Annotated in this window: 17 protein-coding genes and 1 pseudogene; 9 read left to right on the top strand and 9 right to left on the bottom strand. The window is 71.3% G+C overall.

Translation table 11 applies throughout. The features are described from left to right. Positions 1-372 precede the first annotated feature (372 nt). Both OG226_RS34925 and OG226_RS34920 read right to left on the bottom strand, forming a co-directional pair. A complete protein-coding gene (locus OG226_RS34925) occupies positions 373-1,548 on the bottom strand; it encodes an acyl-CoA dehydrogenase family protein (RefSeq protein WP_328683788.1) in 1,176 nt (391 codons plus the stop codon). A gap of 201 nt (positions 1,549-1,749) precedes the next feature. Continuing rightward, positions 1,750-2,220: an RDD family protein gene (locus OG226_RS34920; RefSeq protein ID WP_329351102.1), complete on the bottom strand. Its 471-nt coding sequence runs from the start codon at positions 2,218-2,220 to the stop codon at positions 1,750-1,752. Positions 2,221-2,418: 198 nt separating this feature from the next. On the opposite strand from OG226_RS34920, the gene glnA reads away from it, so the two are divergent. The 4 genes from glnA (at position 2,419) to pspAB (ending at position 5,851) form a co-directional block, all read left to right on the top strand. Then, complete coding sequence (glnA, locus tag OG226_RS34915; protein ID WP_328683786.1) at positions 2,419-3,828, top strand: type I glutamate--ammonia ligase; 1,410 nt, start codon at positions 2,419-2,421, stop codon at positions 3,826-3,828. Between the two features lie 110 nt (positions 3,829-3,938). Beyond that, entirely contained in the window at positions 3,939-4,196 is a 258-nt protein-coding gene (locus tag OG226_RS34910) for an SCO2583/SCO2584 N-terminal domain-containing protein (protein ID WP_328683785.1), read from the top strand. A gap of 135 nt (positions 4,197-4,331) precedes the next feature. Beyond that, a complete protein-coding gene (htpX, locus tag OG226_RS34905; protein ID WP_327404621.1) occupies positions 4,332-5,255 on the top strand; it encodes a zinc metalloprotease HtpX in 924 nt (307 codons plus the stop codon). 2 nt (positions 5,256-5,257) lie between these two features. Next, entirely contained in the window at positions 5,258-5,851 is a 594-nt protein-coding gene (gene pspAB / locus OG226_RS34900) for a PspA-associated protein PspAB (RefSeq protein ID WP_328683784.1), read from the top strand. Positions 5,852-5,867: 16 nt separating this feature from the next. On the opposite strand, the gene OG226_RS34895 is transcribed toward pspAB, so the two are convergent. Both OG226_RS34895 and OG226_RS34890 read right to left on the bottom strand, forming a co-directional pair. Beyond that, positions 5,868-6,161, bottom strand: a complete 294-nt coding sequence (locus tag OG226_RS34895) for a hypothetical protein (protein ID WP_329351101.1) — start codon at positions 6,159-6,161, stop codon at positions 5,868-5,870. Positions 6,162-6,419: 258 nt separating this feature from the next. Next, on the bottom strand, positions 6,420-7,760 hold the full coding sequence (locus OG226_RS34890) for a DUF2252 domain-containing protein (protein ID WP_328683782.1): 1,341 nt from the start codon (positions 7,758-7,760) through the stop codon (positions 6,420-6,422). A 161-nt stretch (positions 7,761-7,921) separates the two neighbouring features. Here OG226_RS34890 and OG226_RS34885 point away from each other — a divergent pair, with 161 nt between their 5' ends. Further along, positions 7,922-9,106: a winged helix DNA-binding domain-containing protein gene (locus OG226_RS34885; RefSeq protein ID WP_329351100.1), complete on the top strand. Its 1,185-nt coding sequence runs from the start codon at positions 7,922-7,924 to the stop codon at positions 9,104-9,106. 218 nt (positions 9,107-9,324) lie between these two features. Here the strand turns inward: OG226_RS34885 and OG226_RS34880 are convergent, their stop codons facing one another. The 4 genes from OG226_RS34880 to OG226_RS34865 form a co-directional block, all read right to left on the bottom strand. Beyond that, the gene (locus OG226_RS34880; RefSeq protein WP_033284269.1) at positions 9,325-9,639 is read right to left on the bottom strand and encodes a hypothetical protein; all 315 of its coding nucleotides are present in this window, start codon (positions 9,637-9,639) and stop codon (positions 9,325-9,327) included. A gap of 227 nt (positions 9,640-9,866) precedes the next feature. Beyond that, positions 9,867-10,298 carry an arsenate reductase ArsC gene (locus OG226_RS34875; RefSeq protein WP_329351099.1) on the bottom strand — a complete coding sequence of 144 codons (432 nt, stop codon included), beginning with the start codon at positions 10,296-10,298 and terminating at the stop codon, positions 9,867-9,869. A 62-nt stretch (positions 10,299-10,360) separates the two neighbouring features. Beyond that, positions 10,361-11,140, bottom strand: coding sequence for an MIP/aquaporin family protein (locus OG226_RS34870; RefSeq protein WP_329351098.1), 780 nt, complete (start codon positions 11,138-11,140; stop codon positions 10,361-10,363). Then, the gene (locus tag OG226_RS34865; RefSeq protein ID WP_328683778.1) at positions 11,137-11,517 is read right to left on the bottom strand and encodes an ArsR/SmtB family transcription factor; all 381 of its coding nucleotides are present in this window, start codon (positions 11,515-11,517) and stop codon (positions 11,137-11,139) included. Before OG226_RS34865 ends, OG226_RS34870 begins: the two co-directional genes overlap by 4 nt. Positions 11,518-11,597: 80 nt before the next feature. On the opposite strand from OG226_RS34865, the gene arsM reads away from it, so the two are divergent. The 3 genes from arsM (at position 11,598) to OG226_RS34850 (ending at position 13,573) form a co-directional block, all read left to right on the top strand. Beyond that, positions 11,598-12,389 carry an arsenite methyltransferase gene (arsM, locus tag OG226_RS34860; RefSeq protein ID WP_328683777.1) on the top strand — a complete coding sequence of 264 codons (792 nt, stop codon included), beginning with the start codon at positions 11,598-11,600 and terminating at the stop codon, positions 12,387-12,389. A gap of 10 nt (positions 12,390-12,399) precedes the next feature. Next, positions 12,400-12,759 carry an arsenate reductase family protein gene (locus OG226_RS34855; RefSeq protein WP_329351097.1) on the top strand — a complete coding sequence of 120 codons (360 nt, stop codon included), beginning with the start codon at positions 12,400-12,402 and terminating at the stop codon, positions 12,757-12,759. Between the two features lie 130 nt (positions 12,760-12,889). Continuing rightward, the gene (locus OG226_RS34850) at positions 12,890-13,573 is read left to right on the top strand and encodes a hypothetical protein (protein ID WP_328683775.1); all 684 of its coding nucleotides are present in this window, start codon (positions 12,890-12,892) and stop codon (positions 13,571-13,573) included. 3 nt (positions 13,574-13,576) lie between these two features. Here OG226_RS34850 and OG226_RS34845 read toward each other — a convergent pair. Beyond that, positions 13,577-14,382, bottom strand: a pseudogene (locus tag OG226_RS34845) (alpha/beta fold hydrolase). A 133-nt stretch (positions 14,383-14,515) separates the two neighbouring features. On the opposite strand from OG226_RS34845, the gene OG226_RS34840 reads away from it, so the two are divergent. Further along, positions 14,516-14,974 carry a MarR family winged helix-turn-helix transcriptional regulator gene (locus OG226_RS34840; RefSeq protein WP_329351096.1) on the top strand — a complete coding sequence of 153 codons (459 nt, stop codon included), beginning with the start codon at positions 14,516-14,518 and terminating at the stop codon, positions 14,972-14,974. Positions 14,975-15,087: the final 113 nt, after the last annotated feature.

Genomic DNA, 15,087 nt, shown 5'->3' with positions numbered 1-15,087 from the left:
CCGGAGCCAGCCCGGGGGCAGAGCCAGCCCGGGATCAGAGCCACGCCCAGGCCAGCGCCCTGCCCACGCCGGAACCAGCCCGGGATCAGAGCCACGCCCAGGCCAGCGCCCTGCCGACGCCGGAGCCGACCCGAGGGCGGAGCCAACCCGACGCGGGAGCCGACCCGAGGGCAGAGCCAGCCCGACGCCGGAACTGGGCCAACGCCGGAACCAGCCCGTGGGCAGAGCCAGCCCGGGATCAGAGCCACGCCCAGGCCAGCGCCCTGCCGACGCCGGAGCCAGCCCAAGGCCGGAGCCAAGCCCGAACCAGAGCCGAACCAGGGCCGAACCAGGGCCGCGCCGGAGTCGCGCCGGAGTCGCGCCGGAGTCGGATCAGCGCACCGCGCCCACCCCCCGCTCGTCCCCCGACAACGCCCACGCCCCGTAAGCCGCGCCGGTCGTCTCGAAGGACAGGGCGACGTGCGACGCGGCGCAGTTCACGTCGCGCCAGAAGCGCTGGACCGGGTCGGACGAGGACTGGCCGGACGTGCCGCCGGCGCGGAAGACGCGGTCGACCGCCGAGACCAGGAGTTCCACCGCGAGCGCGAGGTCCCGGGCGCCCCGGACCGCGGCCTCACCGCCCGGTGGGCAGTCCTGCGTGCCGTCCGCGACCGCCGCCGTACGCAGGATCAGGAGTTCGGCGGCGTCGACCTCGGCGGCCGAGCGGGCCAGCGCGACCTGGGTCGAGGGCTTCTCGCCCACGGACTGCCCGCGACGGTCGACGCGCGAACCGGTCCGCGCGATCCAGGCCCGCAACGCGCCCCGGGCCGCGCCGATCAGCGGGGCGGCGAACGGCAGGGCGTTCACGGCGTGCATCGGGACGATGTGGCAGCGGGCGTCCGAGTCGGGGGCCTGGCCCGCGTGGACCAACGAGCGGGCCAGGGTGCGGTGTTCGGGCACGAATGCGTCGGAGAGGACCAGGGTGTCGCTGCCGGTCCCGCGCATCCCCACGGTGAACCAGCTGTCCTCGATCGAGAAGTCCGCCCGCGGCACGGCGAAGAACCGCACCTCGGGCCGCGCTTCGGGGTCCACCGGGCCCTCGGCGGGTACCACCGCACAGGCCAGCGCCCAGTCGGCGAAGTGCACCCCGCTGATGTACTTCCACTCACCGCTCAGCCGCCAGCCGCCGGCCACGGGCTCCGCCTTGCCGGACGGCATCAGCGCGCCGGCCAGCAGGGCGTCCGGGCCGTCCGCCCAGATCTCCGCCTGGCCCTCCGCGGGGAGGAACGCCGCGTACCGCCCGGCATACGCGGCCAGCGAGGCGGCCCAGGCGGCTGAGGTGCAGCCCTCGCCCACCAGGCCGACCGCGGCGGTCAGTTCGGAGAAACCACCGGCCTCGCCGCCATGGGCCACCGGTACGAAGTGCCGCGCGAAACCGGCGTCCAGCACCGCCCGGACCACCTGTGGCGAGAGCCGCCGCGCGGTCTCCGCCTCGTCCGTGTGCCGGGCCGCGATCTCCGCGACCCCCGGCGCCCGGGCCACGATCGTCGACTTGTCGCCTTCCGGCATCCTGCCCACCACCTCCGTCGGGAACGGCGACAGTGTCACCGGCCGCGCACCCCGACGACCGCACCCCGGGCCGCGACCGGCCGACCGTCACCCACCCGGCGCGGCAAAGGGGGCGCCCGGATCGCTCCGGGCGCCCCCTTCGTCGTAGGACTTCTCTACGACCTCTACCTCTACCTCTACGACCTCTACCTCTACGGCCTCTCAGACCCGGACCTCCACCGTGCGCGCCAACCGGTCGTGCAGCCCCCGCCCGTCCCGGTCCCAGATCAGCGCCGGGATCGCGATGCACAGGAGGGCGGTGCGGAGCAGGGTGCGGAGGGGATTGGGGCGGCCGGAGTCGAGGGCGTACACGCGGAGGCCGAAGAGGCGCTTGCCCGGGGTGAAACCGATCGTGCCTACCGTGAGGGCGCTCAGGACGAAGAAGACCAGGAGGGCGCAGTTGCCGGTCGCGCCCGGCTTGTAGCCGTGGGTGAGCAGGCCGTATGCGATCAACAGGCACAGGGCCCAGTCGACGGCGAGGGCGCCGAGGCGGCGGCCGGGGCGGGCGATCGAGCCGGGGCCCTCCTCGGGCAGACCCAGCTGCTCACCGCGGTAGCCGAAGTCGACACCTGCTCGTTCCGCGGCCTCGCGGGGCCCGGAGAGCCATGAGCCGATTGCATCCCTGTTGTCCACCCGTCCACGGTACTGCCCGCGTTCTGCCATGCGGACAGGAGGGGCCAGGCGGCTCAAGACCGGTTAACTTGGGCGAAACAAATGGGTCACGCTGGAGAAATCCCCCGTCCCTAAGGTCGGGTCCAGCGTGTGCCACCGCACTGGCCGCACGAACGAACTACCACCCCGGCACGGACGGTCGGGAGTAGGAGGAGCTGGATGTTCCAGAACGCCGACGAGGCCAAGAAGTTCATCGCGGACGAGGACGTCAAGTTCGTCGACGTCCGATTCTGCGATCTGCCGGGTGTGATGCAGCACTTCACACTGCCGGCGACGGCCTTCGACCCGGACGAGGAACTCGCCTTCGACGGCTCCTCGATCCGCGGCTTCCAGGCCATCCACGAGTCCGACATGGCGCTCCGCGCCGACCTGTCGACCGCGCGCGTGGACCCCTTCCGCCGCGACAAGACGGTCAACATCAACTTCTTCATCCACGACCCGATCACGGGCGAGCAGTACTCCCGTGACCCGCGCAACGTGGCGAAGAAGGCCGAGGCGTACCTCGCCTCCACCGGTATCGCCGACACCGCGTACTTCGGTCCCGAGGCCGAGTTCTACGTCTTCGACAGCGTGCGCTTCGAGACCAAGGCGAACGAGAGCTTCTACCACATCGACTCCGAGGCCGGCGCCTGGAACACCGGTGCGGTCGAGGACAACCGTGGTTACAAGGTGCGCTACAAGGGCGGTTACTTCCCGACCCCGCCGGTCGACCACTTCGCCGACCTGCGTGCGGAGATCTCCCTGGAGCTGGCCGCGTCCGGCCTCCAGGTCGAGCGCCAGCACCACGAGGTGGGCACCGCCGGCCAGGCCGAGATCAACTACAAGTTCAACACGCTGCTCGCCGCGGCCGACGACCTCCAGCTCTTCAAGTACATCGTGAAGAACGTCGCCTGGCGCAACGGCAAGACCGCGACCTTCATGCCGAAGCCGATCTTCGGCGACAACGGCTCGGGCATGCACATCCACTCCTCGCTGTGGGCGGGCGGCACCCCGCTCTTCTACGACGAGGCCGGCTACGCGGGTCTGTCCGACACCGCCCGCTACTACATCGGCGGCATCCTCAAGCACGCCCCCTCGCTGCTCGCGTTCACCAACCCGACGGTGAACTCGTACCACCGCCTGGTGCCGGGCTTCGAGGCGCCGGTCAACCTGGTGTACTCGCAGCGCAACCGCTCCGCCGCGATGCGCATCCCGATCACGGGCTCCAACCCGAAGGCCAAGCGCGTCGAGTTCCGCGCGCCCGACTCCTCCGGCAACCCGTACCTCGCCTTCTCCGCGCTTCTCCTGGCGGGCCTGGACGGCATCAAGAACAAGATCGAGCCGGCCGAGCCGATCGACAAAGACCTCTACGAGCTGGCCCCCGAGGAGCACGCGGGCGTCGCCCAGGTCCCGACCTCCCTCCCGGCCGTCCTGGACCGCCTTGAGGCCGACCACGAGTTCCTCCTCGCGGGCGACGTCTTCACGTCCGACCTGATCGAGACGTGGATCGACTTCAAGCGCACGAACGAGATCGCGCCGCTGCAGCTGCGTCCGCACCCGCACGAGTTCGAGCTCTACTTCGACGTGTGATCCAACCGATCGAACCGATCGTCGGGTGCCCCCGTCTCTCTTCGGAGAGGCGGGGGCACCGTCGTGCACGGACTGTTCTCGGAATGCGGGATTCGGGAGGGGTAACGGGGATGGGGCAGCAACAAGACGACGAGGAGCGGGAGTTCGACCTCAAGTGGGCGGACGGAGCCGAGTACAAGGAGCCTTCAGCGCGGGCTCGGATGCTGGCCGCTCGGTGGAAGGAGAATCCGCCGGAGCCGACGCCGTTCCGGGGTGAGCCCGAGGGGGTGGGGCCTCGGCGCTCTTCGTGGATATCGACGGTGATCGTGCTGGGGAGTGTGGCCGCGGTGATCGTGTTGTTGGGGTACCTCGACTTCGGGGCGCCGTAGCGGGGGCGCGGCAGGTGCTGCCGTTGGGCTCCGAGGAGCCTTTGCCCCGCCTAGGGCCGATCGGGACCACTTCATGGGAAGGGGCGGGTGCACACTGGGCGGTGGGACGAGTGCCTGACTGCGGGGTGATGGCAGATGCAGAGCCGCTTCCGGAGCGACCGGCGGTTGACCATACGTATGGGTCTGACGCTGTTCCTGCTCGGGCTGTTGTACGTGGCGTTCGTGGCCGCGCTGATCGTGTTGCTGAAGTCCTGGGTGCTGGTCGTGGTGCTGGCGGGCGGGCTGCTCGTCGCGCAGTACTGGTTCTCCGACCGGATCGCGCTGTACGCGATGCACGGGCGGATCGTGGAGCGGGAGGAGTATCCCGAGCTGCACGGTGTGATCGACCGGCTGTGCGCTGTCGCCGACATGCCCAAGCCCGTCGTCGCCGTCTCCGACATCGACATGCCGAACGCCTTCGCCACCGGGCGGAACGCCGACCACGCCGTCGTCTGCGTGACCACCGGTCTGCTACGGCGGCTGGAGCCGGCCGAGTTGGAGGGTGTGCTCGCGCACGAGCTGTCGCACGTGGCGCACAAGGACGTCGCCGTGATCACGGTGGCCTCGTTCCTCGGAGTGCTCGCCGGGCTCATGGTCCGGTTCGCGTTCTACTCGCAGATCTTCCGGGGGCGCAAGGACCAGAACACCCTCGCGGTCTTCGCGGGGATCATGGGGATCTCGGCGGCCGTGTACGCGATCAGCTTCCTGCTGATCAGGGCGCTGTCCCGGTACCGCGAGCTGGCGGCGGACCGCGCGGCGGCCCTGCTCACCGGCAAGCCCTCGGCGCTGGCGTCCGCGCTCACCAAGGTCGACGGCGACATCGCCCGCATCCCGACCAAGGACCTGCGGACCGCGCAGGCCTTCAACGCCTTCTACTTCAGCCCGGCGAACGGCGCCGAGCCCGGTATCTCGCGGTTCTTCTCGACCCACCCGAGCCTGGAGCAGCGGCTCGACCAACTGGGGCGGATCTCCGCCGAGTTGGGTGAGGCGGCGGTGCCCGGTATCGGGAAGGCGGACTGAGGATGGGGTTGCTGGACATTCTGCTCGGCCGTACGAAACCGGTCGCTCCCAATCTGGACCAGCTGTTCGCGCTGCCCTCGGCGGCGGTGACGCTGGAGGCGGCGGCCGGGTTCCGGGCGACCGGGCGCGGTGCGGTGTGCTTCGCGACGGTGGAGGGCGGGGCGTTCGAGCAGACGCACCGGGAGGTGCAGGCGCTGCTCGACGCGGACGCCGAACGCACCGGTCCGCCCGTGGAGTTGACCCAGGATGCCTACGGCTACTCCTGGCTGGTCTCGCGCCGGACGCCCGATCAGTTGTCGGCGCTGGTGAACGACCTGCACGCGGTGAACAGCGCGATGGAGGTCAACGGCTTCGGGCCCCAACTCCTGTGCTCGCTCGCCGGGTTCGAGGACGGAGGGGCCGACGGGGGCCGACGGCTGGCGCTGGTCTATCTGTACAAGCGCGGGACGTTCTTCCCGTTCGCGCCGCTGGCCGGTGACGGTCAGCGGCGCGACAGCGCGTTGGAACTCCAGGTCAAGTCGATGCTCGGCAACGACCTGCGGATCGAGCAGGACCTGAGCCGGTGGTTCCCGGTGTGGGGCGCCCCCGGGTTGTGACGGGCGCCCCGGTCTCCTACTTGCTCTTCTGGCGGGCCTGCCGGCGCGACTCCAGGGGGCGCTCGCGCTGGTAACGGCGCTCCCACCTGGCCTGCTTGTCACGGCGGTCGCGGTACGCGCGGTAGCTCGACGGGCTGCTTCCCGAGGAGGAACCGCCGGTCGACGACGCCGACGAGGACGTCGAGGAGGAGGAGTCCCGCCCGTACTGGACGTACAGGAAGAGGACGACGACCGCGGCCAGCCACCAGATGTGGTTGCCGAAGCCGAAGAGGACCAGAACGGCGGTGCCGGATATGACGATGGTGCCCATGACGGGCCTCCGTGGGCGTGGGTGTGTGTCCGAGCGGTGTGAACCTGTTCCCGACAGGGCGCTGGGGTGGGCGGCCGACCGTCGGTGGGTTGGGTGCGACAGAGACTAGCGCCGACTCCGCAGGGTGACGCCTGCCCTGCGCGAAACGGTGGTGACCTGCTCCGCAATGCGTCTCCAGCGTAGGGAGTCGGTCACTCGGTGTGCATCTCTTTTTTCTACGGGCCTTCTACGGGCCTTCTACGGGCTTTCCACGGGCGGTCAGATACCCGGTGCCGCCGTGATCACACCCGCCGCGACGGCCGCGCCGAGGGCCGCGTGGTCGGCGGTCGTCTGGCTGGCGTAGGACAGGGCGAAGTCCGCCACGGCTCGTTCGAAGGTGTCGGTGCTGCCCAGGTAGGCGGCGATGGCGACGCGGTCGCCGGAGCGGGCGTGGGCCCGGGCGAGGGCGTTGCCGCAGAGGCGGGCGTAGGCCGTGAGGGCCTGCGGGCCCATGCCGACGACATCGGCGGAGCCCTTCATGTCGCGGAGCTGGCGCCAGTAGAAGGCACGGCCCTGCGGTCCGGTCATCCAGCCGAGGAAGATGTCGCTGGCCGCCTGGAGGAGGCGCTGGCCCGCTACGACCCGGTGGCCGGGGTGGACGTACGGGCCGTTCGGCAGGTGCTCCTCCAGTACGGACTTCCGCGCCTCCTTGATCTGCAGGAACAGCGGGTCGTCCTGGTCGCGGCCGGCGAGCAGCACGATGAAGCAGCGGGTGCCCACGCTGCCGACACCGACGACCTTGCGGGCGGCGTCGACGAAGCGGTACCGGTCCAGGAGCAGGCGGCGTTCCTCGGAGAGCGTGGAGCGGTAGTCGCTGAAGATCTTGCGCAGGGAGGCCATGTCGGCGGCGCCGGCCGGTTCCAGGAGGGGTGGGTCGTGGACGATACGGCGGCGGCCGTCGACGGTCTCGGTCAGTTTGCCCACGGCGTGCAGGCTGGTGCGGCGGCGGGCCCGGGTGAGGCTGGACTCCACCCGGCGGCGGTGGCGGCCTGCGCGCACCAGCGGCAGCAGGCTGTCGGCGTCGATCCGCTCGTACCAGACGGCGAGTTCGCCCTTGCGCGCCAGACCGCGAAGAGCCGTACGGTACGCGGCTGTCGCCTCCAGCGCGGCGCGGTGGGCCTTCGTGTCGCTGTGGCCGTTCTCGCGGGCGGCGACGGCCACGCTCGCGGCGAGACGCTTGACGTCCCACTCGAAGGGGCCCGGGAACGTCTCGTCGAAGTCGTTGAGGTCGAAGAGCAGGGCGCGTTCCGGGGAGGCGTACAGGCCGAAGTTGAGGAGGTGCGCGTCGCCGCAGAGCTGGACGGTGAGGCCGGTGTGCGGCTGGGACGCCAGGTCCGTCGCCATCACGGCGGCGGAGCCGCGCAGGAAGGCGAAGGGGGAGGCGGCCATGCGGCCGTACCGGATCGGGAGGAGTTCGGGGAGTCTGTCCCGGCCCTGTCGTTCGAGCACGGCGACCGGGTCCGGGCGGTCCACAGCGGGGATCCACCCGGCGTGGGCGGAACGGGCGACGCGTTTGCGCGCAGCGCGACCCCGGTCTGCTCGGTCGGCCGGTGTGGTCATGCTAGGCAGTGAATCCGGGTGGGTGTGGGGGTGCATTCCGGGGGCGTCGATCGGGTGAACGTCCCCTGGGGGCTCCCGCCCCCAGCCCCCCGGATCAGTCGCCCACCCACCCACCCGTTTACTGTCGGTTGAGAAGTGGACGTCTTCGAACCGAGGCCGACATGACTCGCACCCCCCGTCACATCGCCACCCCCGAGCGCCGAGCCCGCCTCGCCCTCCGCCACCGCCTCGCCGCGTCCACCCACGCCGCGACCCCCGAGGCCGTCGCCGACTCCCTCGTCGCCCTGCACGGCACGGACCCCGCGACGGTGTACCTGGCGGTGGGCGCCCGCCTCGCCGACCCGTCCCGCACCGTCCCGGAGACCACCCGCGCCCTGTACGAGGACCGCACCCTGCTCCGTATGCACGGCATGCGCCACACGGTGTTCGTGTTCCCCGCCGACCTGACCGCCGTAGTCCACGCCTCGACGGGACTTGCCGTCGCCGCGCGTGAACGGGCCTCCCTGATCAAGGACATGGCGAAGGCGGGGGCACCGGACGCGGCCTGGCTGAAGGAGGTCGAGGCCGCGCTGCTGACCGCGCTGGCCGGGCGTGGCCAGGCGACGGCGGCCGAACTCGCCCAGGACGAACCGAGGTTGAGGGAACAGTTCGTGTACGCGGCCGGGAAGAACTACGAGGGCGTCCACACCGTCTCGACCCGGCTGCTGAGGGTGCTGGGCGTGGAGGGAAAGGTCGTACGGGGCCGGCCGCTCGGCGGTTGGACATCGAACCAGTTCCGCTGGGCGGTGGCGCCGGAACACCCCGAGCTGGACGTCGCCGAGGCCCAGGCCGCCCTCCTCGACCGCTGGCTCACGGCCTGCGGCCCCGCCACCGAGGCCGACCTGAAGTGGTGGACGGGCTGGCGGGTGACGGAGGTCCGCCGGGCCCTGACGACGATCGGCGCGGAACCGGTGTCCCTGGACGAGGGCCCGGGCTACGTCACCGCGGGCGACCTCGCTCCACCGGCCGGCCCCGCGGAGCCGTGGGCGGCCCTGCTGCCCGGGCTCGATCCGACGGCGATGGGGTGGCAACAGCGGGACTGGTACCTGGCACCGGAGCTGCGCCCCACGCTGTTCGACGGGAGCGGCAATGTGGGTCCGACGGTGTGGTGGGACGGCCGGGTGGTGGGGGGTTGGGCCCAGCGGCCGGACGGGGAGATCGTGTGGCGGATCCTCGACGGGGAGGGGGTCGGCCGGGAAGGGGAGGCTGCGATCGGGGCGGCGGCGGAGCGGTTGCGGGGGTGGGTGGGGGTTACCCGGGTGACGCCTCGGTTTCGGACGCCGGTGGAGCGGGGGTTGTTGGGGTAGGGGGTTGGCTTTGGTGGGGCGGGAGTTGGCGGCGCAGAGGCTCATGTCCAGTCGGCTTGGGGCGAACCTTTGTGCGCAGGCCGGCACGATCCAGCCCGTCCGGCGTTTTGAGGACGAGGCCGCTCGGGCCGATGCGGGGGTCCGGGGGCGGCAGCCCCTGGTGAAGCGAGCGCCGACGCCGGGTACCCAAAAAACACAGGGCACCCGGCGCCACCCGCTCAGCGCGAGTACCGCATCAGCGCTCGGACCATGTGACACGTCGTGTCGGACGGCGCGTGGACGCCGATGAGTTCCGCGGTGCTGCGGATCGTCTCGTTGCGGGCCTGGTTCGGGACGTACACGCCCGAGTCGAGCAGGGCGATGGCCAGCCGCATCGCCTTGAGGCGGCGGTTGTGCGTGACGTACCAGTCCCGCGGGCGCCCGGGCGGCAGCGGGCGCTTCTCCACGGGCACGTAGGGCAGGTCGAGTTGGACGGAACGCTTCGCGGTGGACTGGGTCGGCAACGGCTTCGGCTTCAGTGCGGCAGCGGGCACGGACATCCTCCTGTCGCGGTCAGGGCGCCGTCCGGACCCCCCGGCGACACCCTCGAACACTGCTTCTAGTTTACTGCCCGCCACTGACAACGGACGAACCCCGACGGCCCACCAAATCCCCAGGTGGGAAAGGATGTTGTCACCGTGTCACGCAAGCTCCGGGAGGTATCCGTGAGACGGCGTCAAATTCGAACAGAGCGCTCCGCCCCCGGGGTGCGATCCGGTCGTCAGCCGGTCAGTACGTCCGAGATCAGCCCCCGTACGTACTCCTCGATCGCGTCCCGGATCGGCCGGATCGCCTCGACGCCCTGCCCGGCGGGGTCGTCGAGCCGCCAGTCGAGATAGGTCCGGCCGGGGAAGACCGGGCAGGCGTCACCGCACCCCATGGTGATCACCACGTCGGATGCCTGTACGGCCTCGGCGGTGAGGATCTTCGGGGTCTCGGCCGCGATGTCGATGCCGACCTCGGCCATCGCCTCGACGACCGCGGGGTTCACCTCGTCGGCGGGGGCCGATCCGGCGGAACGGACCTCGACCCGGCCGCCCGCGAGGTGGGCGAGGAAGGCGGCGGCCATCTGCGAACGGCCGGCGTTGTGGACACAGACGAACAGGACGGACGGGACGGACGGGACGGACGGGCGCGGGGCGGTCGAAGGCACAGGGGAGTCCTTGTCGGCGGAGGGCGGTCAGGTCGGGGCGACGCGCGGCGGGGCGGGGCGGGTCAGGAAGTGGCGGACTCCGGCTCACCCTGCGAAACCGGGATCGGAACCGGAACCGTGTCACCGACCGATGCGGCACGGCCGTACAGCAGCAGCGTGACGGTCAATCCGAGGGCCGCGCCCGCCAGTTGGGCCGCGATGAACGGGAGGACGGACGTGGGGGCGATCCCGGCGAAGGTGTCGGAGAAGGCGCGGCCGACGGTCACCGCGGGGTTCGCGAACGAGGTGGAGGACGTGAACCAGTAGGCCGCTCCGATGTAGGAGGCGACGGCAGCCGGGGCGAGATGCGTGCGGCCGGTGCGTTCCAGTCCGAGGACGAGGAGGATCAGCCCGGCCGTGGCGACGACCTCGCCCAGCCACAGGTGTCCGGCGAAACGGTCGTGCGTGGAGAACCTCAGCAGCGGCTTCGCGAACATCGCGTCGGCCACGACCGCGCCGCCGATCGCCCCGGCCACCTGCGCGGGCACGTACGCGGCGACATCCCGCAGGGACGGTCCGGTGCCGGTACGGCGGCCCGCGCACCAGGCAGCCAGGGTGACGGCCGGGTTGAGGTGCGCGCCGGAGACCGGCCCGAGCAGGGTGATCAGCGCGGCCAGACCGAGGACGGTGGCGAGGGAGTCGGCGAGCAGCCGTAGGCCGATGTCGTGGGTCAGCTCGGTGGCCTGGATGCCGGAGCCGACCACGACGGCGACCAGCAGACCGGTCCCGAGCGCCTCCGCGGCGGCGCGACGGCCGAGGGAGACACCCGCGCGAGCAACACCACTGCGGGGGGACGCCCTCACGCCGGCGTCGCGGCGGGTTTCGGGGTGACCAGGAAGTCGGCGAGGCGGTCCAGGGCGTCGGGCAGCGCCCAGTAGTACACCCACGTGCCGCGGCGCTCGCAGTCGATGAGTCCGGCCTGGCGCAGCAGCTTGAGGTGGTGGGAGATCGTCGGCTGGGCCAGGTCGAAGGCGGGGGTCAGCTCGCACACGCACACCTCGCCGCCCTGGCCTCGCGAGGCGATCATCGACAGCAGCCGCAGGCGGACCGGGTCCCCAAGTGCCTTGAAGACCTTGGCCAGTTCCGTCGCGCGCTCGTCGTCCAGGGGTGCGGACGCCACTCCTCCGCAGCAGGAACCGGCCGGGTCCTGGCCGATCACCACAAGCTCTTGTTTCGACATCTTTCTATATTGACATTCTTCAATCCAAGGCGCAACGTTGTATCGAAGAACATCAATACAAGCCCTTCCAGGAGCCAGACATGAGTGAGCACTCCACCGACCTGCGCGAAGCCGTCCGCCGCCGCTACGCCGCCGCAGCCGTACAGGTCACCGGGGGCGGCACCGGCTGTTGCGGGCCGCGGCCGGCCGGGACCGACGACACCATCACCGACGACACCTTCGGTTCCGCCCTCTACTCCGCCGACGAACGCGGCACCCTGCCCGCCGAGGCCGTGGCCGCCTCCCTGGGCTGTGGCAACCCCACCGCCGTCGCCGAACTCCGGGAGGGTGACCGCGTTCTCGACCTCGGCTCGGGCGGCGGCATCGACGTCCTGCTCTCCGCGCGCCGCGTGGGGCCCACCGGCCGGGCGTACGGGCTCGACATGACCGACGAGATGCTCCGACTCGCCCTCGCCAACGCCGAGAAGGCGGGTGCGACCAACGTCGAGTTCCTCAAGGGCGCCATCGAGGCGATCCCCCTCCCAGCGGACACCGTCGACGTAGTGATCTCCAACTGCGTGATCAACCTGTCCGTCGACAAGCCGGCCGTCTTCGCCGAGACCTTCCGCGTCCTGAGGCCCGGCGGGCGCCTGGGCGTCTCGGACGTCGTCGCCGACGACAGCCTCACCCCCGGGCAGCGCGCCGAACGCGGCGACTACGTCGGCTGCATCGCCGGGGCCCTGTCCTTCGCGGAGTACCGGGAAGGCCTCGAAGCGGCCGGGTTCAGGGACGTCTCGATCACGCCCACCCATCCCGTCGCCGACGGCATGCACTCCGCCCTGGTCCGCGCCACCAAGCCGCCGACCGGGCCGGACCGGGCTCCTCTCGCCTAACGTGAACGCCATGGAGATCTGGATCAACCCGGCCTGTTCCAAGTGCCGTAGTGCCGTGAGTCTGCTCGACGCCGAAGGGGCCGAGTACACCGTCCGGCGCTATCTGGAGGACGTGCCGAGCGAGGGCGAGATCAGGGACGTACTGGAGCGGCTCGGGCTCGAACCGTGGGACATCACGCGCACACAGGAGGCCGTGGCGAAGGAGGTGGGGCTCAAGTCGTGGGCCCGGGACGCGAGTTCGCGGGAGCGGTGGGTGGCGGCGCTGGCCGCGCACCCGAAGCTGATCCAGCGGCCGATCATCACGGCGGAGGACGGTACGGCGGTGGTGGCCCGCAGCGACGAGGCCGTACGGGACGCGCTGTCGCGCTGAACCGTCCCCCGTCGGACACCCAACCCCCTTGTGACACACGTCACTTGTGGGACTCCTGTGTCCGCTGAGTTACATCGTTCGGTATCCCGTACATAGCGGCGTACGCTCCCCTACCCCACAGGAGACGCGCATGTCGCGCAGGAGAACTGCCAGTACGAAGAAGAAGCTGGCGCTGCTGGTCACCGCCGCGGCGGTCGCGGGCGGCGGGGCCTTCGCCCTGGCCACCACCTCGAACGCGTCACAGCCGGCAGCGCAGAACGCCAAGACGCTGTCGGCCGCGAACTCGACGGTCTGCCAGGGGCTCGCCACCGCGCTCGGCAACAACCAGAAGTTCATCGACGGCCAACGCGCCACGCCCGACGCCCAGTCGAGCGCGCGGATCGCCAACCGCGAGGCGGTCATCGCGCAGATCAAGGTGCAGCAGAAGGCGTCCGGTTGTGCGGTTGGGGAGTCGGCTCAGGACTCCCAGGTCGCGCAGCCGGCGCAGTCGGCACCCGCGGGTTCCAAGACCACTCCGGCCGCGACTCCGCCGGCGGCGGGCAACAACGGTGGCGCCGCCGCCGCGGGCAGCCAGGTGTGCAACGGCTCGACCGTCACGCTCTCCGGCGAGGCCGGTGCGCCGGCCGCGTCCAGCAACAAGTTCCCTGCGGGTACGACGCTGAAGGTCACCAACCTGGACAACAACAAGTCCACGACGGTGAAGGTGACTTCGGTCTCCGGCAGCTGCGTCCTGCTGAACAACGCCGCGTTCGAACAGGTCCGTGAGCCCGGCAAGTTCCTCATCCGCCGCGCTCTGATCCAGAAGGTGGGGTGACGCTCAAGATCCCAGAAAACCGGTGAGGTGACGGCCCAGTCGCTCCGGCGCGGCATGCGGCAGCGCGTGATGTGAGACGTCCGGGAGGATGTCCGTCTCGACGCGCGGCAGCAGACCGCCCGTTCGGGCCGCCACCAGGTGCGTGTCATGGGTCCTGCTGCTTCCGGCCAGAAGCAGCAGGACCGACGCGTTCAGCCCGCGCAGCGCCTCGGGCGCCGGGCGGGGTCCGGTCACCGGTCTCGCGGACGGGAACCCCGCGCCCGCCTCCTGAAGGCGGAGCCGGTCGGGGTCCAGCGGCACTCCCCCGGCCTCCCACTCCAGGAACGCGCGGACGCGGCGCGGGGTGGGCCGTAGCAGCATCGGCAGTGCGTGCAGCAGGTACGCCGTCTCGAACCCGGCGAAGCACCGGGTCGGGTCGAGGAGGAACAGACGGCGTACCCGGGCGGGCGCGCGCAGTGCGCAGTGCAGCGCGATCCGGCCGCCGTACGAATGGCCGCCGAGGTCCACGGCCGGCTCCCCCAGCCCGTCGAGCACCGCGTCCAGCCAGGCCGTCGGATCGGCCACCGTGCGCGGCCGCCGGCCGACCACCGGAACGCTGCGGCCCGGGGCGCCGATCAGGTCCATGGCGTAGAGGCGGTGGGTGCGGGCGAGTCGGGCGGCCTGGGCGTACCAGGACGCCGAGGTCGCTCCCCGCCGCCCGGCAGCAGCACGAGCGGGCGCCCGTCAGCGGGCCCGCACACAGGGACGTACGTCTCCCCGAACGGCGTCGGGACGGTCACCGCCTCCCGGTCCTCGGGCCACTTCGCCATGACCCTGTCGTAGGCGGACTCGAAGCGGTCGGGGTCGTACGTACTCCGTCTCCGTGTTCCCACGGTCGGCCACCCCACCGAGTATCTCGCTGAGCGAGATACTCGGTGGGCGAGATGACAGCCGGAGGCGGCCGTGCGGAACCAGAAGGCGGACCCCGGACCGGAGACGGAGATCGTGCGTCTCCTGCGGGCCGTCGCGGTCGAACTCGGCCTGCACAGCGCCCGGTTCGCGAACCAGAACGGTATGCACCCCACGGACGTGCGCGCCCTGATCGCCCTCATGGACGCGGACCGGGCCGGCGAGGAGATGACGGCCGGGCGGCTCGGCGGCGCGCTCGGGCTCAACTCGGCGGGGACCACCGCCCTGATCGACCGGCTGGAACGGGCCGGGCAGGTGCGGCGGGTGCGGAGCGAGGGGGACCGGCGCACGGTCGTCGTCGAGGTGGACCAGCGGGCGGTCGCACTCGGGCAGGCCTTCTTCGGTCCGCTCATCGGGAGCGCCGTAGCACTGCTCCAGGGGTACGACGAACGGGAGTTGGCGGCGGTCCGAGGCTTCCTGGACGGGGTCCGCGAGGCCGCCGCCGAGGGCTAACCCCATCGCATACGAGCCGTAGGGCAGTCCCCGTCCGCGACTGCGAACGGCCGCCCGGGAGCGGGTGGGGTGAATCGCGACACAACACCACCAGGTAACACGGGGTTCACACT

Origin of the sequence: Streptomyces sp. NBC_01261 (assembly GCF_036226385.1) — a bacterium.
Taxonomy (GTDB): Bacteria; Actinomycetota; Actinomycetes; order Streptomycetales; family Streptomycetaceae; genus Streptomyces.
This window is presented reverse-complemented; position numbering and strand designations above follow the sequence as displayed.